Raw genomic sequence first — 22,528 nt, forward strand, 5'->3', positions numbered from 1 at the left:
TAAGCTAATGCGGCTTTGGGCTGGTGACTACCGATTTTTTGCGTACTCCAAAAGCAAAAGATCGCAGCCTTCGGCAGCTCCTACATGGAAACGCATTCCAGTGTAGGAGCTGCCGAAGGCTGCGATCTTTTTGGCTTGAGTCGCAAGCTGGCTTATTTCTCAAACCCGCTCGAAGGAAACACATCGCTGCCGCGCCAGCGGCGCACCGAACGCTGGAAGAACAAGCTGTTCGGCACCTGCACCATCGCGCTACCAGTACCCAGCTCTTCCGCCTCGATCAACGTGGTGTACAGCAGATTGATCGCAATCACCCGGCCTTTGACGCCGGGTTTGTCGGTGGTGTCCACCAACTCGACCACATCACCCAGGCGAAACGGCCCGACGGTGAAGATCAGGATCGCGCACAACAGATTGGAGAGCACGCTCCACATGGCGAAAAACGCCACCGCCGCCACCGCGACAAACCCCGACAGCGCGGTCCAGAGCACCGTGGCCGAAACCCCCAGACGCTCCAGCACGAAGATCAGCGCACTGCCCATGATCAGCCAGCGCAGCCCGCCACGCAGCGGCATCAGCAATTGTGGCGGGAACGGGTAACGCTCACCGAGGCGGGTCAGGCACTTGGCAACGAAGCGTTGGGCGATGTAACCGGCCAGCAGGATCAGCAGGATTTGCACGCCGAGCCAGATCGGCTCGACCCACATCGCCGGCAGCGGCAGCTTGAAGGCCTCCATCAGGACAGAGCCTCCAGCTCCGCCTGCATGCTTTCCAGCAGTTCCAGGGCTTCCATCCAGGCTTCTTCCAGCTCCCCTTCACGCACCTTCAGCTTGGCCTGTTCGGCCAGCAGGTCGCGCAACTCGTTCTTGCGCATTGGCTCGTAGATATCGCTGTCGCCCAGGCTGGCATCGATCTTCGCGAGTTTCTCGTGCAGCTTGCCCAACTCGGCTTCGAGCTTGTCAGCCTCGCGCTTGTGCGGCGCCAGTTGCTGACGCAGCGCAGCGGCCGCCTGACGCTGGGCTTTCTTGTCGGTCTTGTCCGGGTTGACCGGGGTGTTGCTGACCGGGGCGTTGCGCTGGCGATACTCCACCAGCCAGCGGGTGTAGTCCTCAAGGTCGCCGTCGAACTCTTCGACCTTGCCGTCTGCCACCAGGTAGAAATTGTCGGTGGTGCTTTTGAGCAAATGGCGATCGTGGGAGACCACCAGTACCGCACCACTGAATTCCTGCAGGGCCATGGTCAGCGCCAGGCGCATTTCCAGGTCCAGGTGGTTGGTCGGTTCGTCGAGCAGCAACAGGTTCGGCCGGTCCCAGGCGATCAACGCCAGCGCCAGGCGCGCTTTTTCGCCACCGGAGAAATTCAGCACCGGCTCATCGATCCGCGCGCCGCGGAAGTCGAAACCACCGAGGAAGTCGCGCAGGGTCTGCTCACGTTCGGTCGGTGCCAGGCGCTGCAAGTGCAGCAACGGGCTGGCCTTGGCATCCAGGGAATCGAGCTGATGCTGGGCGAAGTAGCCGACGACGGTGTTCTCGCCACGGGTCAAGCGGCCGGCCAGCGGCGAGAGCTCACCGGCAAGGTTCTTGATCAGGGTTGATTTACCGGCGCCGTTCGGGCCGAGCAAGCCGATGCGCGCACCGGGGGTCAGTTGCAGCTTGACCTTCTCCAGCACGGTTTTCTCGCCGTAACCCAGGCGGGCATCGGACAGGTCGATCAGCGGGCTGGAAATCTTCTGCGATTCGCGGAAGACGAAGTCGAACGGCGAGTCGACGTGCGCCGCGGTCAGCTCTTCCATCCGCTCCAGGGCCTTGATCCGGCTCTGGGCCTGGCGGGCCTTGGTTGCCTGGGCCTTGAAGCGGGCGATGTAGCTTTCCATGTGCGCACGTTGCGCCTGCTGCTTCTCAAAGGCCTGCTGTTGCTGGGCCAGCCGTTCGGCACGGGCACGCTCGAAGGCGCTGTAGCCACCGCGATAGAGGGTGATCTTGCGCTGATCGACGTGAGCCACGTGATCGACCACGGCATCGAGGAAATCCCGGTCGTGGGAAATCAGCATCAAGGTGCCGGGATAGCTCTTGAGCCACTCTTCGAGCCAGATGATGGCGTCGAGGTCCAGGTGGTTGGTCGGTTCGTCGAGCAACAGCAGGTCCGAAGGACACATCAAGGCCTGCGCCAGGTTCAGGCGCATCCGCCAGCCACCGGAGAAATCGCCGACCTGGCGATCCATCTGCTCGTTGGTGAAGCCCAGGCCCGCCAGCAACTTGCGCGCCCGTGCGTCGGCGGTGTAGCCATCGGCGCTATCGAGCTCGGAGTGGTAGCGGGCCTGGGCGGCACCGTCATGGGCCGCTTCGGCTGCCGCCAGGTCGCGTTGCACCTGGCGCAGGCGCAGGTCGCCATCGAGCACGTAGTCGACCGCCAGGCGTTCGAGCGTGTCGACCTCCTGGCGCATGTGGGCGATACGCCAATCGGCCGGCAGGAAGCAATCACCCGAGTCAGGGTGCAGTTCGCCCCGAAGCAAGGCGAACAGGCTCGATTTGCCGGCGCCGTTGGCACCGATGAGGCCGGCTTTCTGGCCGGCGTGCAGGGTCAGCTCGGCGTCTTCTAGCAGACGTTGCGGGCCACGCTGTAAAGTCAGGTTCTGAAGTCGAATCATAATGGCGGCGGAGTCTACCAGCTTCGCTCGCAACTGGCGCGAGTAGCACTATGTCCTCTGACCTGTGGAGCTTTTCCCTGACCCTTTATGCCCGCCCGGGCGTTGAACAGGCCTGCCTGCAATTGCAGGCGGGCGGCGTCAACGTGTGCCTGCTGCTGTGCGCGGCATGGCTGGGGCAGCGGGGTATCGCCTGCGATGAACAACGCCTGCAGCAACTTCGCGGTGTGGCGCGAGCCTGGGACGCCGATGTCGTGCAACCGTTGCGGGCACTGCGCGTGCAATGGAAGGTTGCCGCCGCACAGGATCCCGAGCTGCACTCGCTACGCGAACAGGTCAAGGCACTTGAATTGGAGGCCGAACGAAATCTGTTACTGCGCCTGGAGCGATCGGCTCAGGATTGGCCGCAGGGTGACGCGACCAATTTGGCGATCTGGCTGGAAGGTGTGACGGCGGATGCTGCCCACCTGCACCGCGACGCGCTGCATCAGCTGCGCGTCGCGGTAACCGGCACTTAAGAAGCGCTGGTTGGGTTGGTGCTGGAGTTCGACGATGCCACTGGCGTTGGCGCAGTGGAGGCTGTCGAGGTTGGTGCTGTCGGCGCAGGAGCAGCCGAAGCGGATGGTGCCGGCGCTGGCGTTGCTGGCTTGGCAGCGGGAGCCGGAGTCGGCTTGGCAACAGCGGCCGGTTTTTTCACGGCTGGTTTAACTGCTGGTTTAGCTGCTGGTTTAGCTGCTGGTTTTGCCGCCGGCTTGGCTGCGGCAGGCTTGGCTGCCGGTTTCGCCGCGGCAGGTTTTGCGGCAGTGGCTGGTTTAGCTGCTGCCGTTTTAGCTGCCGGTTTTGCGGCAGGTTTTGCTGCTGCTTTTGCCGCCGGTTTGGCCGCTGGTTTTGCAGCTGGCTTGGCAGCGGTTTTCGCCGCGACAGGTTTTGCGGCTGGCTTGGCAGCAGGTTTTGCAGCGGCAGTTCTAGCGGCTGGTTTGGCGGCTGCGGTTTTGGCCACGGCGGGTTTCGCAGCAGCAGTTTTGGCGGCCGGTTTGGCAGCCGGTTTCGCGGCCGTTGTTTTGGCAGCGGTTGTCTTGGCAGCAGGTTTGGCAGCTGCGGTTCTGGCAGCCGGTTTTGCAGCACTGGCCGCGACAGGTTTTTTAGCTGCAGAGGTTGCAGCAGGTTTGGCTGCGGCTTTCACCGGTGCCTTGGCGGCAGGTTTGGCGGCAGGCTTGGCCGGTGCTTTTGCGGCAACCGGTTTGGCAGCGGCTTTCTTCGCAGGAGCCGCAGCAGGCTTGGCCGAACGCAGGGACAACGCCTTGCCGACAGCCTCTTGTACGCGACCGACACCCTGGGCCAGTTTCAGGCTTTCCTGGGCATCGCGCTTGAGTTGCAGGATGTAGCCGCGAGTTTCCGATTGACGATCCTTGAGGGCATCAAGCAGGTCCTCGAGCTGTTTCACCGCGTCCTTGGCCTTGGTTTGCGCCTTGGCCTTTCCGGCCGCCGCTGCGTCCTGCAATTTGGTACGGGACTTGTGCAATTTCTCTTGCGCTTTTCCGCGCTGCTTTTCCAGTTTGGCGAGCAGTTTTTCAGCATCAGCCAAAGCTTCGGAACAAGCGTTTTCCAGATGCTCGAGCAAGCTGCCCGAGAGTTGTTGGAGCAAGTGCAACGGAGTACTTACAGGCTTCTTGGTGGCCGACATGGTTTACCTCCTGGCTGACGTGAGTGCGGCTCATACTAGACCTCTGCTGCTACCGCCGCTAGGGCATCTTGACAGTATCCAAAGCGCTGCGTTGCAACGAATTGAAAATGTTCTGCGTTGGCGCAAAAGCAGTTCACCGTTGAACGCATTCGCGCTGGCATAATCGCCCGCAACCCAGGCTGGAGAGTGCCCATGTCGCGCTACCTTTTTTTATCGTTCTGCGTGATTTTTTCCGTGGCCAACGCCACTGAAAAAAGCCAGGAAAAAGACGCTCACGATCTCGCTTACAGCCTCGGCGCCAGTCTCGGCGAACGCTTGCGCCAGGAGGTTCCCGACTTGCAGATTCAGGCACTGGTCGAAGGACTGCAGCAGGCCTATCAAGGCAAGCCACTGGCGTTGAAGGACGAGCAGATCGAACAGATTTTGCGTGAGCACGAAACGCAGGGGACCCTGCAAACGCCTGCACCGCAAAACGAGCTGGCAGTTAAAAACGAGCAAGACTTTCTCGCCAGGGAAAAAGCCAAACCCGGCGTTCGTGAATTGGCGGATGGAATACTCCTGACCGAATTGGCACCGGGTACTGGCGCCAAGGCCGGACCCAACGGAAAGGTCCAGGTGCTTTACATCGGGCGACTCCCGGACGGCACAGTGTTCGACCAGAACAACCAACCGCAATGGTTCAGTCTCGACAGCGTGATCAGCGGCTGGCGCAGCGCGCTGCAAGACATGCCGGTCGGTGCCAGATGGCGCCTGGTGATTCCATCGGCACAGGCCTATGGTTCCGATGGTGCCGGCGACCTGATCGCCCCCTTCACGCCCCTGGTGTTCGAGGTCGAATTGCGCGGCGCCACCAGCTGAAAGCACAAACGAAAAACGGCGCGCCATGGCGCACCGTTTTCAGGTCTTGCGGGGAGAACGATCAGGCCTGAACCGAATCTTCTTCCTTGTGAGCGGTATGCAACACTTCGATCAGGCAGTCTTCCAGTTCGAAGCGCTCATGCAGCAAGCCACCCAGCGTCTTGAACTCGTCAGCAACACACTTCCCGGCATCGCACAGGTCGTTGAACGCGAGGAGTTTTTCGGTGATGACGTCGATGCGCGGGTAGATGGTCTCGGCGAGTTCCAGGCCACGCTTGTCGTTGAAGGCCTTGGCCTCCCCTGTCAACTGTTCGTAGATCTCGAAGTGGCCGGCGGACACGTAATCGACCAGCACGCCGCAGAACTCTTGCAAGGGCTTGCGGTTCTCGGACAGTGCTTCAGGTTTTGCTCCGAGCTTGTCGTACGCATCGATCAGCTCTTTACGCTCCTGCAACCAGCGGTCAATCAGCAGATGAACTCCACCCCAACGTTCCTGAGCATTCTGACAACTTTCGAGCATGGCGATCTCTCTTCCCTTGTGGGTCATGCTGCTCTACACCTGTCGCAGGCTTGAGAATCAAGATTCGACCAGGCAGAGCGTCATCGAGCAACATAAATCCAATGACACGTGCGGGCCAGATTATGCCCGCGCGACGGTGGCTTCAAGGTACGCAGACGATAAAGTTCATACAAGTGTTTAATCTTTGGCAAGCACCCGGTGCGACGACTTGTCGCCGAGCGGTCGTCGAAGAGCGCTCAAGACCAGGCGTATCAGCTGATAAATACCCGGAATCATCACCGCAACGAAGAACAGCAGACTCCATTCCGGGATACTCAAATCGAACAACGTCCAGGCGATCCGCGGGCAGTCGACGGCCCCCTGGAACATCATCTGCATGACGCGTAGCCACGGGGCGCCTGTGAATACCTCGGCCAGGTCAGGTGAGCAGGCGGAAAATTGATACACAGGATCGGTTTGCAGCAACACCTGACGCCAGGCCGTGAAGGTCCCCAACAGGCCGCAGAGCAGTGAGAGCAACCAATACACAAAGGCCCCCAGGCGACCGGGACCGTGCACCGAGGCCATCAGGCTCAATCCGGTCAGCAGCGCCAGGCAAGCGCGTTGCAACAGGCACAGGCCACATGGCTGGAGGCCGACCGCATATTCCAGGTAATAGGAAACGCCCAGGGCCAGGGCGCCTGCGATGAACACAGTAAAAAACAGGGAGCGTGGGCAGGCCAACGACATGGCGTTTCCGTAACAATAAGAGTCCGACGGCTACGGTAGTGGAAAGCGCGCAGCCCTTTCAAGGCGGGCAGATGCAGACATTTCAGTAAATACGTAGGGAATTCCCGACAGACATCAGAGGATCTGACGTAGTGGCCTGTAGGACTTTGCTGAAGCAGCGTTGCGAAGGGAGAATTCCGACAAGCTTTGTAGCAGCGGATCGCCCATTCGAGCGATCCGTCACTCAGTGATCAAACGTGAGCCAACGCCGGCAGCGGTGCCGCCAGCAAGCGCTCATCGAGCAAACCCAGGCCTTCCTGGAACAGCTGGTTGCTACGCTCGGTGTCTCCCATCTGGGCCAGCAGGCGTGCCAGTTCGGCGCAGGCTTCCGGGTTGCGCTGTATTCGCAGACTGCTTTCCAGATAATCCCGGGCCTTGCCCCACAGGCTGCTTTGCAGACACAGGCGACCCAGCGTCAGCAACAGGCCTGGATCAGTCGGATGATCTTTCAGCCAGCCCTCGGCGAGTTGCAGTTGGCGAGCCGGGTCACTGCCGCGCACCAATCCATAGAGGCGCGCCAGATGGCTGTCGTAGTTGCGTTTCAAAGCCGTGCGCAAGACCTCTTCGGCCTGGACCTGGGCCCCCAGTTGCCGCAGTTGCTCGGCATAGGCGAGCACCAATTGCGGCTCTTGGCGCTGAGCCGACGTCAGCTGTTGCCATGCGCGATCGAGCGCTTGCAAACCGAGCGTCCCTTCCTCTTCCTGATGCGCCGCCAGGGACAGGTTCTCACCCCAGGCCCGGCGCTCCAGTTCGGCCAGTTCAGCCGCCGGCAGGACTTTGTCCTTGCGCAGCTCGGGCAACAGGCGGATCACTGCCGACCAGTCGCCTCGCTGCTGAAGCAGGCGCTGCAACTGACGCAGGGTCTGGGCGTTATGAGGGTGGCGCTCGCGCATCGCCTGCAGGGTCGCCAGGGCGCCCTCGGTATCACCGCGATCGGTCTGCAATTGCGCGTGGTTCAAGGCTATCGCCAACTCCGCCTGGGGCTGACGCTCCAGAGCACGCTCCAGCAGATTGTCACTTTCTTCGTAGCGACCTTGTTCGTTCGCAGCGCGCGCAGCCCCGAGGTAGTAAAGCAGCGGCTGACGCTCGGCTTCCGCAGCCCGATGCAAGTGACGCTGGGCGCTTGCCCAGCGACCTTCGGCCAGGTCCAGTTGCCCGTGTTCGATCGCCACCTGGACCCGGCGACTACGATTGCGCCGTGACCACGGATTGACCACGCCACCAGAGGTCGTCACCAGCTCGACCAACGCCTTGATGCCCCAGATGACCAGCCAGAGAACGGCGATCAAGGCCAGTGTTGCCCACAGGCTCGATTCGTAGCGAAAGCTCTTGTAGGCGATCAGGACGTAACCTGAATGCTCGGCGATGGCCAAGCCCATCGCAGCCGCCGCCGCAATGGCCAGGAACACGATCACATAGAGGCGTTTCATGGGGTGGCCTCCTGCGCGGTATTCGCGGCAGGCTTGGCCAGCGGCTTGATCGAGTCCTCGGCGTTGACGTTACGCCGCTCCAGATAGCCCTGGACCGCACTCAGAGTCCCGGTCAGGTCCGGGGTAACCACAGAGACCGGCTGCTTGCTCAGTTCCGCCACCTGTTCGAGCATCACTTTGCTCTGAGGATTGTCCGGATTGAAGTTGCCCTTGAGCACATCCCGCGCCTCTGCCAGCGCCTGCGAATACACCGCCGCCTGACCGTTGAGCGCAGCCCATTGCGCCTGCTCCAGCGCCAGGCTGAGGGCGAGGCGAACCTGGCTCAGGCTCTGCCCGGCCAGCAATGGACGGACATTTTTGTCGGCGTTGAAATCGATACGGATGTAGCGCGAGATCTGATCCCACCATTGCGCCCAGCGACTGGCACCGTCGCCATCGGCGGTCAACCCCAGCAGGGATTCGCCGCGGTCCTTGTACTCGGGCGCCAGCTCGGTGAGGCTGATCACCTGGTCGCGTAACGCCCCCAGCCGCAGGAACAAACCGGTGCGATCCGGCTGCTCGGTGCTGCGCAAGGCCACCAGGGTCTTGGCCACTTGCTCGCGAGCGGCGAAGGAACCGGGGTCATTCTGCTCACGGAGGATTTCATCGGCGCCCTGCACCAAAGCCTGGGCGCTGCTGATGTCCTGCAAGGCCGACAGGCGCAGGCTGGCCAGGCGCAGCAAGTGCTCGGCCTCGGCCAGGCGCCAGTCCTTGCGGCTGGCACCGAGGACGGTTTCCAGGCGCTGATTGAGTCGCTGCTGATCACCCTGAAGCTGAGTCACCAGGCGGCTGCGCTCCTCCAGCACATCGGCGCCGGGCAGTTGCTCCAGACGCGCGCTCAGGCGCTGATCATTGAGCTTCAGGCTTTGTGCCTCGTCACTCAATGCCTGCACCTGACCCAGCTGCTGCTGGTTGGTCGCTTGCAGGTGACGCACCTGCCAGACTCCCCAACCACCCACCGCGACACCGGCAGCGCCCAGCAGCAGCGCGACGATGGCCAGCCCATTGCCGCGGCGCTGCACCGCAGCAGGCGGCGGCTGCATTTCATCAACCGGTGCATCAAGTACTGGTCGGACGTCATCTTTAGGCAAGGCTGTTTCGCTCACGTATCCATCCTTTGCATTAGAGAACGGGTTCGGGATGCTCCCGTAACGCCGTCAGCAAAGCCGCGGCACTGGCGCCACGACAATCCACAACTGTTTGGGCGCCAGCAGCACGTGCCAGCTCGGCGACCCTTGGGCTTGGTACAAACAACGGCAACCGCGCCAACTGCGGCCAGGCATCGCCAGCCAATTGATGCAGGTGCTCAAAACCTTGTCCACTGCTGACCACCAGCGCATTCAGGCGTTCCGCTTCGATGCGCTGTTCCAGGGCTGCCGAAGGGTATTGCGGCAGTTCGCGGCGGTACAACTCCAGATACTCGACACTAGCACCCGCTTCACGCAAACGCTCAGCCAGCAGTTCACGCCCACCCTCCCCGCGCAGGATCAGCACACGCGGATCGGGTCGGGCGAGAGCCTCGCGCAAACTCGCAAGTTCAAGCAAGGCTTCGCTGTCATCGCCTTCATCCGGAAAGCTCACGTCCAAGCCATGATCCTGAAGAATCTGTGCCGTTGCCGCGCCGACGCTAAACCACTTCACACGCGGTGCCTGAACGCAAAACCGCTGGAGCAGTTCGATGCCGATTCGCGCGGCGGGCTTGCTGACCACGATCACTGCGCTGTAGCGATCCAGCTCCCGGATAACTTCACCGATTGTGTCAGAGACCGGGATCGGCACTATGTCCAAAAGCGGCAAGCTACTGCTGAAAATCCCCTGATCGGCCAACAGACTGCCCAACGCCGCCGACTCATCCGCCGGACGCGTCAGCAGCAGACGCCAGCCCGTCACTCGTGACCTGCCTCGCCGTAGACCGCTTTGAGAATATCGGCGGCGCCCTGGCTCAAAAGGTCTTCGGCCACTTGCACCCCCAAAGCCTCGGCATCGCCACGGGGCGCCCGGCCCTGGGCGCTGAGCAGCAGGCCACCACTCGGATCACCCACCAGGCCACGCAACCAGACCTGCTCGCCCTCAAGCACGGCGTAGCAGGCGATCGGCACCTGGCAGCCGCCATTGAGGTGTTTATTGAGAGCACGCTCGGCGCTCACACGGGTCGCGGTGTCCTGGTGATGCAGCGGCGCGAGCAGTGCGTGAATTTCGCTGTCCGCGGTGCGGCATTCGATCCCTACTGCGCCTTGGCCACCGGCCGGCAGGCTATCGTCGACGCTGATGGCCGAGGTGATGCGATCTTCAAAGCCCAACCGGATCAAGCCGGCGGACGCGAGGATGATGGCGTCGTATTCGCCAGCGTCCAGCTTGGCCAGGCGCGTGTTGACGTTGCCGCGCAGGAAGCGGATTTCCAGGTCCGGACGACGGCTCAGCAACTGGGCCTGGCGGCGCAGGCTCGAAGTGCCGACGATGCTGCCAGGCGGCAACGCTTCAAGGCTGGCGTAGGTGTTGGAGACAAATGCGTCGCGTGGGTCTTCGCGCTCGCAGATACAGAACAGGCCGAGACCTTCAGGGAAGTCCATCGGCACGTCTTTCATGGAGTGCACGGCGATGTCGGCTTCGTTTTCCAACAGCGCGGTTTCCAGCTCCTTGACGAACAGGCCCTTGCCGCCGATTTTCGACAGGGGTGAGTCGAGCAGCTTGTCGCCGCGACTGACCATGGGCACCAAGGTCACGAGCAGGCCCGGATGGGCCTGTTCCAGACGGGCTTTGACGTATTCGGCCTGCCACAGGGCAAGAGCGCTTTTGCGGGTGGCGATGCGGATCTGGCGAGAGGACATGGATCAATCCGTACTGAATAGATACGGCGGATAATAACAGCTCAGCCAAATCCACTTTGACTTGTATCAGAAACTACTCGGCCTCCCTGGCCCCGGATATCCGGCAATCGGGTGTGATGTCCACCTTGCAACCCGCGAATCAAAGCTGTTGCATCATTTTCCGTACGCCAGCCACGTGACGTCGACTGACGATCAATGCATCGCCATTCAGGCCCTTGAGGAACAGCTGGAAATGCCCCAGCGGTGTTCGTTGCAAGCGTTCGATGCGCTCGCGAGCGACCAGTGCGTTGCGGTGGATGCGCACGAAACGGTCGCCGAATTCATCTTCAAGGGCTTTGAGCGGCTCATCCAGCAGCACCTCACCGCTTTCGTGACGCAAGGTCACGTACTTGTGGTCGGCGATAAAATAGACCACCTGATCCAGCGGGATCAGCTCGATACCCTTGCGGGTACGGGCACTGATATGGCTGCGCGGGCCGTTGCCACTTTCGGCGGCAGGGCGAGTCAGGGCGGCGAGCTGGCCACGATTGGGCCGTTCGGCTTTTTTCAACGAGTCATGTAATTGTTCAGTTCGCACAGGTTTCACCAGATAGCCTACGGCGCTGGCCTGTAAGGCTTCCACGGCAAATTCATCGGGCCCCGTGCAAAACACCACGGCAGGCGGGGTTTCACGTTCGCACAATCGCGCGGCCACTTGCAGGCCATCGAGGCCTGGCATGCGGATATCGAGCAGCACGATATCCGGCTTGTGGCTGTCGATCAGTGCCAACGCTTCATCGCCGTTCGTGGCGCTGGGCTCCAGGACACTGTATCCCTCGAGCTCGCCAACCATTCGGCTCAGGCGCTCGCGGGCTTGGGGGTCGTCATCAACGATCAGGACATTCATATTGCGCTGGATTCCTGCGTGAGTCTCGCACAAGGATAGCGTAGACAGGTGAAGTGACGTCCGTCACCGCGATCCACGCTAAGACTAGCGCGAGCGTCAAAAAGTGCCGCTGGTCGGGCAGCTAAATTTTCATCTGCCGGGCGATTAGCGGCCCAGGCCCGCATTGGCGACACATCGCCACAGGGATTGTTGATACGCAATATGAACACCCCTCTTCTTATAGTCCTCTTTCGCACCGAGAAGTGCGCTGATCCTACTGTCCAACTGTAGACGGTTGCCGGAACGATATTGCTCAATTGAAAAATATCGTTGTGCAAATTGTTCGCACACCGGCTCAGACACCCCGAGCAATGAAAACCAGTCGACCAGTGCCAGCGACAGGATTGGCAACCCTGTTATTATCCGCGGCAGCTTTCAACGCCATCCTTCTACAGCCGATACGAGCGAATTCATGAGCACTGACAAGACCAATCAGTCCTGGGGCGGCCGCTTCAGTGAACCCGTCGACGCCTTCGTCGCCCGCTTCACCGCCTCCGTCACCTTCGACCAGCGCCTGTATCGCCACGACATCATGGGCTCGATCGCCCACGCCACCATGCTGGCCAAGGTCGGCGTGCTGACCGATGCCGAGCGCGACAGCATCACCGATGGCCTGAAGACCATCCAGGGTGAAATCGAGGCCGGCCAGTTCGACTGGCGCATCGACCTCGAAGACGTGCATATGAACATCGAGGCGCGCCTGACCGACCGCATCGGCGTGACCGGTAAAAAGCTGCACACCGGCCGCAGCCGTAACGACCAGGTCGCCACCGACATTCGCCTGTGGCTGCGTGACGAAATCGACCTGATCCTCGGCGAAATCACCCGCCTGCAAAAAGGCCTGCTGGAGCAGGCCGAGCGCGAAGCGGGCAGCATCATGCCGGGCTTCACTCATCTGCAGACGGCGCAGCCGGTGACCTTCGGGCACCACATGCTGGCCTGGTTCGAAATGCTCAGCCGCGACTACGAGCGCCTGGTCGACTGCCGCAAGCGCACCAACCGCATGCCACTGGGCAGCGCCGCACTGGCCGGCACCACCTACCCGATCGACCGCGAATACACCGCCCAGTTGCTGGGCTTCGATGCCGTGGGCGGCAACTCGCTGGACAACGTGTCCGATCGCGACTTCGCCATCGAGTTCTGCTCGGCGGCCAGTATCGCGATGATGCACTTGTCGCGCTTCTCCGAAGAGCTGGTGCTGTGGACCAGCGCGCAGTTCAAGTTCATCGATCTGCCGGACCGTTTCTGCACCGGCAGCTCGATCATGCCGCAAAAGAAAAACCCGGACGTGCCAGAGCTGGTACGTGGCAAGACCGGTCGTGTGTTCGGCGCGCTGATGGGCCTGCTGACCTTGATGAAAGGCCAACCCCTGGCCTACAACAAGGACAACCAGGAAGACAAGGAACCGCTGTTCGACGCCGCCGATACCCTGCGCGACTCGTTGCGCGCCTTTGCCGACATGATCCCGGCGATCAAGCCCAAGCACGCGATGATGCGTGAAGCAGCCCTGCGCGGTTTCTCCACCGCCACCGACCTGGCGGACTACTTGGTACGCCGTGGCCTGCCATTCCGCGATTGCCATGAAATCGTCGGCCATGCCGTGAAATATGGCGTGGAAAGCGGCAAGGACCTGGCAGAAATGAGCCTGGAAGAGCTGCGCAAGTTCAGCGACCAGATCGATCAGGACGTGTTTGCCGTGCTGACCCTGGAAGGTTCGGTCAATGCCCGTAACCACATCGGCGGCACCGCGCCGGCGCAGGTGAAGGCAGCCGTGGCTCGCGGTCAGGCTCTGCTCGCCAGCCGCTAAAAGCATCGCTGGCAAGCCAGCTCCCACAGGTTGTGTGTCGCTCGCGAGTTTGCGACACGACACACAACCTGTGGGAGCTGGCTTGCCAGCGATGGCTGACTTCAGAACACCATAAAACTTACTTCTTGGACGCGACCATCGCCATGAACGCTGGCATCGCCGCCTCCTTGTCCGCCGCAACCCGCTGAACATTCGGGTTATCGCCCAGCAGCTCCAGCAGCGCCTTGGCTGCCGGCAGCTCAGCCAACAGATCGATATCGAACAACTTCTTCGCCACACCGCACGCCAGCGGCACGCTGTACAGGAAATACAGATCCGCCACGCTCAGGTTTTCGCCTGCCACGTAGGGGCTGAATTTTCCGTGGCGGCCCAGCGCCGCAATACCCTGCAACAGTTCGGCCTTGGTTTTGTCCTTGATCGCATCCGGTAGCGTCATGCCAAAAAACGCTTCTGGATAAGAGGCACGCGCCGGCAGCTCGATATACAGCTCGATCTCCTTGGCCAGCGCCAGCACCTGCGCCCGTTCAAAGGGATCGCTCGGCAGCAGTGCCTTGCCTTTCTGGCTTTGCTCGATGTATTCGAGGATCACACTGGTTTCATTAATGTAACCCTGCTCTGTCTGCAGCACCGGTACTTTGCCACGGGGGCTGATGGCCAGCGCCTCGGGGGTCTGACCGGCATAAAACGGCACTTCTTCGAACGGCAGTCCTTTCTCCAGCAGTGCCAGCTTGACCATGTTGTAGTAGTTGCTGACGGAAAAACCATAAAGCTTGAGCATCACATAGCCTCCAGGCCGTGCGGGGGGTGGGCAGTGCCTGTTTATAGAATGCTCCAGGGTTTCTTGCCAGCAGCATCACGCGGCTGAATGCAGTTAAACTGATGACCTTTCCCAGAGGAGCCTGCCATGAGCGAGCCAACCGATATCGATACCGACGAAGAAGAATTCGCCGAAACCACGCTGACCGAAGCCATCGAGAACCAGATCGAAAGCGACAATCCGCCGGCCGCCAAAGCAACCTTCAACAAACTGACGCTGGTGGGCTACGAGCGCGAGGACATCCTCAATCTGATGGCCCACGTTTTGGCCATAGAAATCGACACGATGCTCGACGAAGACCGCGCGTTCAATACCGAATGGTACGAAGCCGCGCTGCGGGCACTGCCCGAGCTGCCGCCGGAAAAGCAATAACCATGGCACGAGCACTGGACATGCCGCGCGAGTGAGATCACCTTAGGAGCGCTGTCGCCCAATTCCTAGAAAGTCTGGAGTCCTTATGTCGCTTACCCCTGAGTTGGTTGCCGAACTGGAAGTCCTCGCACTCTTCAACCTGGACAGTTCCCAGGAAGGTTTGAAAATTCATCAGACCGCTGCCCCGAAACACATTGCCGCTGCCAAACGCCTGCATGAAAAAGAACTGATCGACCAGCCCGATGGCGGCTATCTGACCAGCCTGGGTCGTGATGCTGCGCAAAACGTGCAAACCGTGCTCACCATTCTGAGAGCCGAAGAAACAGCCTGAATTCCCCTGCATCGCCCTCGGAAGGCCTGATTAAGGATTTCCGCGGGCGCACTTTTTATCCGTTTTCGCCCTTCGATAGAAATCTGACGCCAGAAATACAGAATCAGCTTAAAAGTCCCGGCGCCGAGGCGCTAAACTGCCCCTCATCCCGAGAGCCTCCACGTCCGAGCCCTGCGAGCCGGTTTGAGCTGACATGACCCGCACCCATGAAATCCGCCCCGATCTGGACGAGGGAATTGACCGCAAGGTGCTCAGCCAGCTGCGCGCACGCTTCCTCAAGCTCAACGAGGGGCGCATGGCGCGTGCCATGGATGGGTTATCGACGCGCCAGCAAGGGGTATTGAACCTCCTGCCGCTGTTCTTCCATGTCAACCATCCGCTGCTGCCGGGTTACGTTTCGGGCAGCACGCCTGCCGGGCTGTCGAATTTCGAGCCGGATGCCAGCGTCCTCGCCGAAGCCCAGCGCCTGACCCGTTCCTTTTCCTATAAGCCGCGCCACGGCAACAATCCACCCCGGCCGATTCACGGCCTGTTCCTGATGGGCAGCCTCGGCACCCTGGCTCAAGCCGACCAGAGCGATATGGACGTGTGGGTCTGTCACAGCCCGGACCTGAGCGAAAACGAGCTCACCGAATTGCGCAGGAAGTGCCAACTGCTCGAAGCCTGGGCTGCCAGCCAGGGTGCCGAGGCGCACTTCTTCCTGATCGACCCGATCCGCTTCGTACGGGGTGAGCGCGACAGTCAGCTGAGTTCGGAAGACTGCGGCACCACCCAGCATTACTTGCTGCTGGACGAGTTTTATCGCACTGCGATCTGGCTGGCAGGACGGACGCCTATCTGGTGGCTGGTGCCGGTGTATGAGGAAGCCAACTATGAGCGGTACACCCACACACTGACCTCCAAGCGCTTCATCCGCGCCGACGAAACCCTGGACCTGGGCCACCTGGCCCGCATTCCGCCCGGGGAATTCATTGGTGCGGGGCTCTGGCAGCTGTTCAAGGGCATCGAGTCGCCATACAAATCGGTGCTCAAACTCCTGCTGACCGAGGTGTACGCCAGCGAACACCCCAGCGTCCAATGCCTGAGCCTGCGCTTCAAACAGGCGGTGTTCGCCAACCGGCTCGACCTTGATGAGCTGGACCCGTATGTCGTGGTTTATCGGCGCATCGCGGAGTACCTCATCGCCCGCAACGAACCGGAGCGGCTGGAGCTGGTGCGCCGAGCGCTCTACCTGAAGGTCAATCGCAAACTCACCGGCAGCGGCGCACGCAACCAGGGCTGGCAACGCTCGTTGCTTGAGCGCCTGGCCCGCGAATGGCAATGGGACCAGCGCCAATTGGCCCTACTCGACAGCCGCAGCCAGTGGAAAGTCCGCCAGGTCATCTCGGAGCGCCGGGCCCTGGTCAACGAACTGAATTTCAGCTATCGCTTCCTGACCCAGTTTGCCCGCCACGAACAAACCATCAGCCCGATCAACAAGCGCGACCTCAGCGTGCTGGGTCGACGCCTGTATGCGGCCTTCGAGCGCAAGGCGGACAAGGTCGAGTTCATCAACCCCGGCATCGCCCCGGACCTGGCCGAAGACACTCTGACGCTGGTGTACGCGCCGAGCAGGAAAGAACCGGAGCAAAGCCAGTGGGGCTTGTACAACGGCAGCCTGACCGCCCTTGAGTGGGAACATTTCGCGCCGATCAAACGCAGTCGCCATTTGCTCGAGCTGCTCGCCTGGTGCCACCGCAACGGCGTGATCGACAGCAGCACCCGCCTGGCCTTGCACCCTGGCAGCAGCGACCTGAGCGAATTCGAGCTATTCAACCTGCTTGGCAGCCTGCAACAGAGCATTCCCCTGCCTCTGCCGACCGTCGCCGAAGAACTCCTGTTGCGTGCCAGCGTGCCCAGCGAGGTGCTGATCCTGGTCAACGTTGGCATTGATCCGCTCAAGCACCACCGCGACCTGAACATCCTGATGACCACCGAGCGCACCGACTCCTTGAGCTACGCAGGCGTTAGGGAAAACCTGGTGCTGACCCTGGATCAGGTCACGCGCAACAGCTGGAACGAAGTGCTGGTCAGTCGCTACGACGGTCCCCATGCCCTGCTCGATTGCCTGCGCGACTATCTCAACGCCCTGCCTGGCGGGCCGCGACAACCCAGGTTAAGAGTGCGTTGTTTCTGCCACAACCGCGCACAATTCATCGCCCAGCGCGTCGAAGACATTCTCGACACCGCGCAGAACCTGCTGCTGAGTAATCTCAACCACCGCTACCTGATTCAGGTCCAGCAGCATTACCACGTACTGGAACTGATACCCGGCCAGGTCAAACACATCGCGCTGGACACCCTGCCGGCACTGCTCGACTACCTCGGTGAAGAACGGGCGAGCTACAGCCCGTTGCACCTGGACCCGATGGCACTGGACGACCAGGACCTGGCGCTGCTGCTGCCCATGGGTCGACCGGACTGCATCCAGGTGTTCTACCGGGTCAACGAAGCGCAGGCCGACCTGTACGTGCTCGATGAATTCAATGCCCTGTGGCAGCAGCGCCTGCCGTGGCATGACGAGCACAGCCTGCTGGTGCCGTTGCAGCGTTTCCTGCAATCGATCCAGTACCGGCGCGACGCCGCGCTGCCGATGGACACGGCCCAGCCTGCGAGCCTGGACACCCTGTACTACCAACTGCTGCCTTCAGGCGCAGGCCGGGCGCGCCGGATGGATGCCCGACCGGCACCGCAAACCCCGGCCAACAAACCCTTCTATGACGTACAGGCGATCGTCGGCAAAGCCGCGCCGGGCAAGGTACAGGTCACGTTGTATTGCAATCAGCGGGAGTTTTCCGAGCTGGAACATGGCGACCAGCTGTTCAGCGTGGTCGCCCGGGAAATCGTCGAGCAACGCCGCGAGACCGAACGCTACCGCTGCTACATCACCGATCTGGACCTTTCAGGCCTGCTCGGTGATGGTCAGGGGTCAAGCAATCTGTATCTGCGCTACAAGACCGACCTGGAGCGCGCATTGAACGAGGCGCTCGAACAGGTCTGAGGCGGGGTCAAACGTTGTAGTCGCCGCCGTTGGCTGGCTGCGATTCGACTTCAAGCAGGGTCAGTTTCAACGTCTTGCCGCCCGGGGCTGGCCAGTCGATGTGCTGGCCGACTTTCAGGCCCAGCAACGCGCTGCCGACTGGCGCCAGAATGGAGATCTTGCCTTCATCGGCGTTGGCATCCTTCGGATACACCAGCGTCAGGTGGTAGTCCTTGCCACTGCCCTCTTCACGGCAGTGCACACGGGAATTCATGGTCACGACATCGGCGGGCACTTCATCGTGGCCGACCAGTGTATCGGCGCGATCCAGTTCGGTTTGCAGCGCGATAACGCCCGGCAGCGTTTCGTCCAGGCTGTCGATCAGGCGCTCCAGACGTTGTACGTCCAGACGGGTAAGGGTGATGGAAGGTGCGGTCATGATCAGGGCAGACTCCTTTCTTCTGCACGAAAAAAGCAAAACCCCGCCAGAAAAAGGCGGGGTTTTCACAAGCCTCGGTGGGTTGAGGCGTACCCGGACACTATCACAGCTCAAAAAATATACAAGCCGCCACCGGCGTACGGCTCTGTGCCCCTACCGGGCATCGGCAGTGGTTTTGCGATGCGAGGCCTGGGCGCAGATCACCCGGCGGCGTTCGTCATCCGCCGAGCGCCATTCGCGGATGTCTTCGACATGGCGAAAACACCCGAGGCAGACCTTCTGCTCATCCAGCCGGCACACGCCGCTGCACGGCGAAGGGACTGCCGGGCTGACGTTGCTGTAAAGCGGCTTCGGAGGACGAGCGGGCGCAGTCTGGGTCACGACGTTACAGGCCTTCGAAATCGAGTTCGATGCCGGCTTGTTGCTTGACGATGCGCTCGAGCATTTCACCCAGCTGCTCTTCGCTCTTGTCGCACATCCAGCGCTCGCTTTCTTCGTCGTAGTCGAAGTGGAAGCCACCGGACACTGCCGCCAGCCACAACTGGCGCAGGGGCTCCTGGCGACTGAAGATCAACTGGCTGCCGCTTTCAAACTTCACGGTCAGCACGCCGGCCGAGCTTTCGAGATCGATATCCAGGTCGCTGTCGTCAAAGATGTCCTCCAACGTCTGCTGGGTGGCATCGACCAGATCGTGGAAACGCGCTTCGGACAAACTCATTACGGCAACCTCAAAAAGTGTCTGATCAGGCTCAAGCGCCGCACGATACGGGCGAGCCCCGCTGATTGCAAAGGATAACGAATAAGCGCCCTGCCAGCACATCCAACACCGATCCCTGTGGGAGCGGGCTTGCCCGCGATGGGCCGGCAAATTCAACATCAATATCGACTGAACCATCGCTATCGCGGGCAAGCCCGCTCCCACAGGTCTCGATGTGCTTGCGCGCAGGCCCGCCGGACGGGAGCCCCGTCGCATAGGCAAGCTGCCGGGTGGCCGGTATACTCCGGCGCAATTACTGCATTTTCAAGGATTTCGCCATGAAGCGCCTGATCTCTTCCCTAGCCGCGCTCGCTTCGATCGTCGCTTTTGCCTGTTTGGTTTCAGCCTGTGGCCAAAAAGGCCCGCTGTACCTGCCCGATGAAGATCAGGACCCTGCAGAGCAAGCACAGTCCTCGCAAAAGCAGCCCTCCAAGTCGCACAAGCACGACGTCTACCAATAAGGGAACATCATGGACGCTTTTAACTACCGTGACGGTGAACTGTTCGCGGAAGGTGTTGCCCTGTCTGCTATCGCTGATCGCTTTGGTACACCGACCTACGTTTACTCGCGCGCGCACATCGAAGCCCAATACCTGGCGTATGCCGATGCCCTGGTTGGCATGCCTCACCTGGTTTGCTTTGCAGTCAAGGCCAACTCCAACCTGGGTGTACTGAATGTCCTGGCGCGCCTGGGTGCCGGTTTCGACATCGTTTCCCGTGGCGAACTGGAACGTGTGCTGGCCGCTGGCGGCAGCGCCGACAAGATCGTGTTCTCCGGCGTTGGCAAGACCCGCGACGACATGCGTCGTGCGCTGGAAGTCGGCGTGCACTGCTTCAACGTCGAGTCCACTGACGAGCTGGAGCGCCTGCAAGTGGTGGCGGCCGAGCTGGGTGTTCGGGCGCCGATCTCGCTGCGCGTCAACCCGGACGTCGATGCCGGTACTCACCCGTACATCTCCACCGGTCTAAAAGAGAACAAGTTCGGCATCGCCATCGCCGACGCCGAAGACGTGTATGTGCGTGCCGCGCAGCTGCCGAACCTGGAAGTGGTCGGCGTCGATTGCCATATCGGTTCGCAACTGACCACCCTGCCACCGTTCATCGATGCCCTCGACCGCCTGCTGGGCCTGGTCGACCGCCTTGGCGACTGCGGCATCTACCTGCGCCACATCGACCTCGGTGGCGGCCTGGGTGTGCGTTATCGCGATGAAGAGCCGCCATTGGCCGCCGACTACATCAAGGCCGTGCGCGAGCGTCTTGACGGTCGCGATCTGGCACTGGTGTTCGAACCGGGCCGCTTCATCGTCGCCAACGCCGGCGTGCTGCTGACCCAGGTCGAGTACCTCAAGCACACCGAACACAAAGACTTCGCCATCGTCGACGCGGCGATGAACGACCTGATCCGCCCGGCGCTGTACCAGGCCTGGATGGACGTCACCGCCGTGCGCCCGCGCACTACCGCTGCCCGCCCCTACGACATCGTCGGGCCGATCTGCGAGACCGGCGACTTCCTGGCCAAGGAGCGTGAGCTTGCGCTGGAAGAAGGCGACCTGCTGGCCGTGCATTCGGCCGGTGCCTATGGGTTTGTCATGAGCTCCAACTACAACACCCGCGGCCGCGCTGCTGAAGTGTTGGTGGACGGTGATCAGGCATTTGAAGTGCGTCGCCGTGAGACGGTAGCCGAGTTGTTCGCTGGCGAAAGCCTGCTGCCGGAGTAAAACCATGCTGCTGCGTTTTACCAAGATGCACGGCCTGGGCAATGACTTCATGGTCCTCGACCTGGTCAGCCAGCACGCGCATATTCTGCCCAAGCATGCAAAGCTTTGGGGTGATCGACACACCGGCATCGGTTTCGACCAGTTGCTGATCGTCGAAGCCCCGAGCAACCCGGACGTGGACTTCCGCTATCGGATCTTCAACTCCGACGGCTCCGAAGTGGAACAGTGCGGCAACGGTGCGCGCTGTTTCGCCCGTTTTGTGCTCGACAAGCGCCTGACCGCGAAACGGCAGATCCGTGTCGAGACCAAAAGCGGCATCATTGAGCTGGATGTCCGCAACGACGGCCAGATCGGCGTGAACATGGGCGCGCCGCGCCTGGTGCCGGCCGATATTCCGTTCCAGGCGCCGGAACAGGCCCTGAGTTACCAGGTTGATGTCGACGGCACACCGGTCGAGCTGGCAGCCGTGTCCATGGGTAACCCCCACGCCGTGTTGCGGGTCAGCGACATCAACAATGCACCGGTGCATGAACTGGGGCCGAAAATCGAACATCACCCGCGCTTCCCGGCACGGGTCAATGTCGGTTTTCTCCAGGTCATCGACCGGGGCCGCGCGCAGTTGCGCGTCTGGGAGCGCGGGGCCGGGGAAACCCAGGCCTGCGGTACCGGCGCCTGTGCTGCGGCGGTGGCCGCGATCAGCCAGGGGTGGATGGATTCGCCGCTATTGATCGACCTGCCCGGCGGGCGCCTGTCCATTGAATGGGCAGGCCCTGGCCAACCGGTCATGATGACCGGCCCGGCAGTACGCGTATACGAAGGACAAGTACGTCTTTGAGTGAGCCAAAGCCATGACCGATAAGCCCCAGGTACCCGCCCGACAGCCCGACGAATCAGCGTCCGAAAGCCTGGAGGCGGCGGCGATTGCCGCGTACCTGGAGGCTCATCCGGACTTCTTCGTCGAACACGAAGAACTGCTGCCGGCCTTGCGCATTCCCCATCGACGTGGCGACACCGTGTCCCTGGTCGAACGCCAGATGACCATCCTGCGGGATCGCAACATCGAATTGCGCCACCGCCTCTCGCACTTGATGGATGTGGCACGCGACAACGACCGCCTCTTCGACAAGACCCGCCGCCTGATCCTTGCGCTGATGGATGCCAACACCCTGGAAGACGTGGTGATGTGCGTCGAAGACAGCCTGCGCCAGGACTTCCAGGTGCCCTTCGTCAGTCTCATCCTGCTGGGCGACAATCCCATGCCAGTTGGCCGCTGGGTCACCCACGCCGAGGCACAAGTGGCCATTGGCGGCTTGCTGCAGGAAGAAAAGAGCGTCAGCGGCACCCTGCGCGAGCATGAACTGGACTTTCTGTTCGGCGAAGAACAGCGCAAGCAGATCGGCTCCACTGCCGTCGTTGCCATCAGTCACCAAGGCATCCACGGCATCCTGGCCATCGCCAGCCGTGATCCACAGCACTACAAGAGCTCGGTGGGCACGCTGTTTTTGAGCTACATCGCGGAAGTCATGGGTCGCGTGCTGCCACGGCTCAACAGCTCCCTGCGCTCGGTACGCTGAG

General features: G+C 61.3%; 24 protein-coding genes. 10 read left to right on the top strand and 14 right to left on the bottom strand.

Annotated features, from left to right (window positions below; all coding sequences use genetic code 11):
- Positions 1-152: 152 nt before the first annotated feature.
- Both OH720_RS30790 and OH720_RS30795 read right to left on the bottom strand, forming a co-directional pair.
- Positions 153-734: a mechanosensitive ion channel family protein gene (locus OH720_RS30790; RefSeq protein WP_272603987.1), complete on the bottom strand. Its 582-nt coding sequence runs from the start codon at positions 732-734 to the stop codon at positions 153-155.
- Positions 734-2,644 (bottom strand): ATP-binding cassette domain-containing protein, encoded by a 1,911-nt coding sequence (locus OH720_RS30795; protein ID WP_272603988.1) that lies wholly within the window; start codon positions 2,642-2,644, stop codon positions 734-736. Before OH720_RS30795 ends, OH720_RS30790 begins: the two co-directional genes overlap by 1 nt.
- 50 nt (positions 2,645-2,694) lie before the next feature.
- On the opposite strand from OH720_RS30795, the gene OH720_RS30800 reads away from it, so the two are divergent.
- The gene (locus tag OH720_RS30800; RefSeq protein WP_272603989.1) at positions 2,695-3,159 is read left to right on the top strand and encodes a TIGR02444 family protein; all 465 of its coding nucleotides are present in this window, start codon (positions 2,695-2,697) and stop codon (positions 3,157-3,159) included.
- On the opposite strand, the gene OH720_RS30805 is transcribed toward OH720_RS30800, so the two are convergent.
- Positions 3,156-4,325: an AlgP family protein gene (locus tag OH720_RS30805; protein WP_272603990.1), complete on the bottom strand. Its 1,170-nt coding sequence runs from the start codon at positions 4,323-4,325 to the stop codon at positions 3,156-3,158. The two genes, OH720_RS30800 and OH720_RS30805, sit on opposite strands and share 4 nt — an antisense overlap.
- A 192-nt stretch (positions 4,326-4,517) precedes the next feature.
- Between OH720_RS30805 and OH720_RS30810 the strand changes: the two genes are divergently transcribed.
- On the top strand, positions 4,518-5,183 hold the full coding sequence (locus tag OH720_RS30810) for an FKBP-type peptidyl-prolyl cis-trans isomerase (protein ID WP_272603991.1): 666 nt from the start codon (positions 4,518-4,520) through the stop codon (positions 5,181-5,183).
- A 61-nt stretch (positions 5,184-5,244) separates the two neighbouring features.
- On the opposite strand, the gene rsd is transcribed toward OH720_RS30810, so the two are convergent.
- From rsd to OH720_RS30845, 7 genes are all read right to left on the bottom strand, one after another.
- Positions 5,245-5,703 carry a sigma D regulator gene (gene rsd, locus OH720_RS30815; protein ID WP_083349898.1) on the bottom strand — a complete coding sequence of 153 codons (459 nt, stop codon included), beginning with the start codon at positions 5,701-5,703 and terminating at the stop codon, positions 5,245-5,247.
- Between the two features lie 177 nt (positions 5,704-5,880).
- Positions 5,881-6,432 carry a disulfide bond formation protein B gene (locus OH720_RS30820; protein ID WP_272603992.1) on the bottom strand — a complete coding sequence of 184 codons (552 nt, stop codon included), beginning with the start codon at positions 6,430-6,432 and terminating at the stop codon, positions 5,881-5,883.
- A 230-nt stretch (positions 6,433-6,662) separates the two neighbouring features.
- Positions 6,663-7,901, bottom strand: a complete 1,239-nt coding sequence (locus tag OH720_RS30825) for a heme biosynthesis protein HemY (protein WP_272603993.1) — start codon at positions 7,899-7,901, stop codon at positions 6,663-6,665.
- Entirely contained in the window at positions 7,898-9,046 is a 1,149-nt protein-coding gene (locus tag OH720_RS30830) for a uroporphyrinogen-III C-methyltransferase (RefSeq protein WP_272603994.1), read from the bottom strand. Before OH720_RS30830 ends, OH720_RS30825 begins: the two co-directional genes overlap by 4 nt.
- 16 nt (positions 9,047-9,062) lie before the next feature.
- The gene (locus tag OH720_RS30835) at positions 9,063-9,830 is read right to left on the bottom strand and encodes a uroporphyrinogen-III synthase (protein ID WP_272603995.1); all 768 of its coding nucleotides are present in this window, start codon (positions 9,828-9,830) and stop codon (positions 9,063-9,065) included.
- A complete protein-coding gene (gene hemC, locus OH720_RS30840) occupies positions 9,827-10,768 on the bottom strand; it encodes a hydroxymethylbilane synthase (protein WP_272603996.1) in 942 nt (313 codons plus the stop codon). The genes OH720_RS30835 and hemC overlap by 4 nt, the downstream gene beginning before the upstream one ends.
- A 139-nt stretch (positions 10,769-10,907) precedes the next feature.
- Positions 10,908-11,654, bottom strand: a complete 747-nt coding sequence (locus tag OH720_RS30845) for a LytR/AlgR family response regulator transcription factor (protein ID WP_008066399.1) — start codon at positions 11,652-11,654, stop codon at positions 10,908-10,910.
- A gap of 451 nt (positions 11,655-12,105) precedes the next feature.
- Here OH720_RS30845 and argH point away from each other — a divergent pair, with 451 nt between their 5' ends.
- Positions 12,106-13,500 carry an argininosuccinate lyase gene (gene argH / locus OH720_RS30850; RefSeq protein WP_272603997.1) on the top strand — a complete coding sequence of 465 codons (1,395 nt, stop codon included), beginning with the start codon at positions 12,106-12,108 and terminating at the stop codon, positions 13,498-13,500.
- Positions 13,501-13,618: 118 nt separating this feature from the next.
- Here the strand turns inward: argH and OH720_RS30855 are convergent, their stop codons facing one another.
- A complete protein-coding gene (locus OH720_RS30855) occupies positions 13,619-14,278 on the bottom strand; it encodes a glutathione S-transferase family protein (RefSeq protein WP_272603998.1) in 660 nt (219 codons plus the stop codon).
- A 126-nt stretch (positions 14,279-14,404) separates the two neighbouring features.
- Here OH720_RS30855 and OH720_RS30860 point away from each other — a divergent pair, with 126 nt between their 5' ends.
- The 3 genes from OH720_RS30860 to OH720_RS30870 all read left to right on the top strand — a co-directional run bounded on the left by OH720_RS30860 (position 14,405) and on the right by OH720_RS30870 (position 18,060).
- Positions 14,405-14,689, top strand: coding sequence for a hypothetical protein (locus tag OH720_RS30860; protein WP_272603999.1), 285 nt, complete (start codon positions 14,405-14,407; stop codon positions 14,687-14,689).
- An 85-nt stretch (positions 14,690-14,774) separates the two neighbouring features.
- Positions 14,775-15,020, top strand: a complete 246-nt coding sequence (locus OH720_RS30865) for a TIGR02647 family protein (protein ID WP_008066390.1) — start codon at positions 14,775-14,777, stop codon at positions 15,018-15,020.
- A gap of 193 nt (positions 15,021-15,213) precedes the next feature.
- Positions 15,214-18,060, top strand: coding sequence for a class I adenylate cyclase (locus OH720_RS30870; protein ID WP_272604000.1), 2,847 nt, complete (start codon positions 15,214-15,216; stop codon positions 18,058-18,060).
- A 7-nt stretch (positions 18,061-18,067) separates the two neighbouring features.
- Here the strand turns inward: OH720_RS30870 and rnk are convergent, their stop codons facing one another.
- From rnk to cyaY, 3 genes are all read right to left on the bottom strand, one after another.
- Positions 18,068-18,478, bottom strand: a complete 411-nt coding sequence (rnk, locus tag OH720_RS30875; protein WP_008015509.1) for a nucleoside diphosphate kinase regulator — start codon at positions 18,476-18,478, stop codon at positions 18,068-18,070.
- Between the two features lie 153 nt (positions 18,479-18,631).
- Positions 18,632-18,859 (bottom strand): DUF1289 domain-containing protein, encoded by a 228-nt coding sequence (locus OH720_RS30880; RefSeq protein WP_272604001.1) that lies wholly within the window; start codon positions 18,857-18,859, stop codon positions 18,632-18,634.
- Between the two features lie 4 nt (positions 18,860-18,863).
- Positions 18,864-19,196, bottom strand: a complete 333-nt coding sequence (gene cyaY / locus OH720_RS30885; RefSeq protein WP_180202182.1) for an iron donor protein CyaY — start codon at positions 19,194-19,196, stop codon at positions 18,864-18,866.
- A gap of 317 nt (positions 19,197-19,513) precedes the next feature.
- Between cyaY and lptM the strand changes: the two genes are divergently transcribed.
- The 4 genes from lptM to OH720_RS30905 are packed head-to-tail and all read left to right on the top strand — an operon-like array spanning position 19,514 to position 22,527.
- Positions 19,514-19,696 (top strand): LPS translocon maturation chaperone LptM, encoded by a 183-nt coding sequence (gene lptM / locus OH720_RS30890; RefSeq protein WP_008066386.1) that lies wholly within the window; start codon positions 19,514-19,516, stop codon positions 19,694-19,696.
- Positions 19,697-19,705: 9 nt separating this feature from the next.
- The gene (gene lysA / locus OH720_RS30895; protein WP_008066385.1) at positions 19,706-20,953 is read left to right on the top strand and encodes a diaminopimelate decarboxylase; all 1,248 of its coding nucleotides are present in this window, start codon (positions 19,706-19,708) and stop codon (positions 20,951-20,953) included.
- 4 nt (positions 20,954-20,957) lie between these two features.
- Positions 20,958-21,788, top strand: coding sequence for a diaminopimelate epimerase (dapF, locus tag OH720_RS30900; RefSeq protein WP_175387316.1), 831 nt, complete (start codon positions 20,958-20,960; stop codon positions 21,786-21,788).
- 13 nt (positions 21,789-21,801) lie between these two features.
- Positions 21,802-22,527 carry a DUF484 family protein gene (locus tag OH720_RS30905; RefSeq protein ID WP_008066381.1) on the top strand — a complete coding sequence of 242 codons (726 nt, stop codon included), beginning with the start codon at positions 21,802-21,804 and terminating at the stop codon, positions 22,525-22,527.
- Position 22,528 lies beyond the last annotated feature (1 nt).

It is taken from the genome of Pseudomonas sp. WJP1, from assembly GCF_028471945.1.
In the GTDB taxonomy this organism is placed as follows: Bacteria; Pseudomonadota; Gammaproteobacteria; order Pseudomonadales; family Pseudomonadaceae; genus Aquipseudomonas.

Bases quoted from the DNA above. Each gene is read 5' to 3' on its own strand.
- OH720_RS30790 (WP_272603987.1), bottom strand. From the start codon at position 734: ATGGAGGCCTTCAAGCTGCCGCTGCCGGCGATGTGGGTCGAGCCGATC.
- OH720_RS30795 (WP_272603988.1), bottom strand. From the start codon at position 2,644: ATGATTCGACTTCAGAACCTGACTTTACAGCGTGGCCCGCAACGTCTG.
- OH720_RS30800 (WP_272603989.1), top strand. From the start codon at position 2,695: ATGTCCTCTGACCTGTGGAGCTTTTCCCTGACCCTTTATGCCCGCCCG.
- OH720_RS30805 (WP_272603990.1), bottom strand. From the start codon at position 4,325: ATGTCGGCCACCAAGAAGCCTGTAAGTACTCCGTTGCACTTGCTCCAA.
- OH720_RS30810 (WP_272603991.1), top strand. From the start codon at position 4,518: ATGTCGCGCTACCTTTTTTTATCGTTCTGCGTGATTTTTTCCGTGGCC.
- rsd (WP_083349898.1), bottom strand. From the start codon at position 5,703: ATGCTCGAAAGTTGTCAGAATGCTCAGGAACGTTGGGGTGGAGTTCAT.
- OH720_RS30820 (WP_272603992.1), bottom strand. From the start codon at position 6,432: ATGTCGTTGGCCTGCCCACGCTCCCTGTTTTTTACTGTGTTCATCGCA.
- OH720_RS30825 (WP_272603993.1), bottom strand. From the start codon at position 7,901: ATGAAACGCCTCTATGTGATCGTGTTCCTGGCCATTGCGGCGGCGGCT.
- hemC (WP_272603996.1), bottom strand. From the start codon at position 10,768: ATGTCCTCTCGCCAGATCCGCATCGCCACCCGCAAAAGCGCTCTTGCC.
- OH720_RS30845 (WP_008066399.1), bottom strand. From the start codon at position 11,654: ATGAATGTCCTGATCGTTGATGACGACCCCCAAGCCCGCGAGCGCCTG.
- argH (WP_272603997.1), top strand. From the start codon at position 12,106: ATGAGCACTGACAAGACCAATCAGTCCTGGGGCGGCCGCTTCAGTGAA.
- OH720_RS30855 (WP_272603998.1), bottom strand. From the start codon at position 14,278: ATGCTCAAGCTTTATGGTTTTTCCGTCAGCAACTACTACAACATGGTC.
- OH720_RS30860 (WP_272603999.1), top strand. From the start codon at position 14,405: ATGAGCGAGCCAACCGATATCGATACCGACGAAGAAGAATTCGCCGAA.
- OH720_RS30865 (WP_008066390.1), top strand. From the start codon at position 14,775: ATGTCGCTTACCCCTGAGTTGGTTGCCGAACTGGAAGTCCTCGCACTC.
- OH720_RS30870 (WP_272604000.1), top strand. From the start codon at position 15,214: ATGACCCGCACCCATGAAATCCGCCCCGATCTGGACGAGGGAATTGAC.
- rnk (WP_008015509.1), bottom strand. From the start codon at position 18,478: ATGACCGCACCTTCCATCACCCTTACCCGTCTGGACGTACAACGTCTG.
- cyaY (WP_180202182.1), bottom strand. From the start codon at position 19,196: ATGAGTTTGTCCGAAGCGCGTTTCCACGATCTGGTCGATGCCACCCAG.
- lptM (WP_008066386.1), top strand. From the start codon at position 19,514: ATGAAGCGCCTGATCTCTTCCCTAGCCGCGCTCGCTTCGATCGTCGCT.
- lysA (WP_008066385.1), top strand. From the start codon at position 19,706: ATGGACGCTTTTAACTACCGTGACGGTGAACTGTTCGCGGAAGGTGTT.
- dapF (WP_175387316.1), top strand. From the start codon at position 20,958: ATGCTGCTGCGTTTTACCAAGATGCACGGCCTGGGCAATGACTTCATG.
- OH720_RS30905 (WP_008066381.1), top strand. From the start codon at position 21,802: ATGACCGATAAGCCCCAGGTACCCGCCCGACAGCCCGACGAATCAGCG.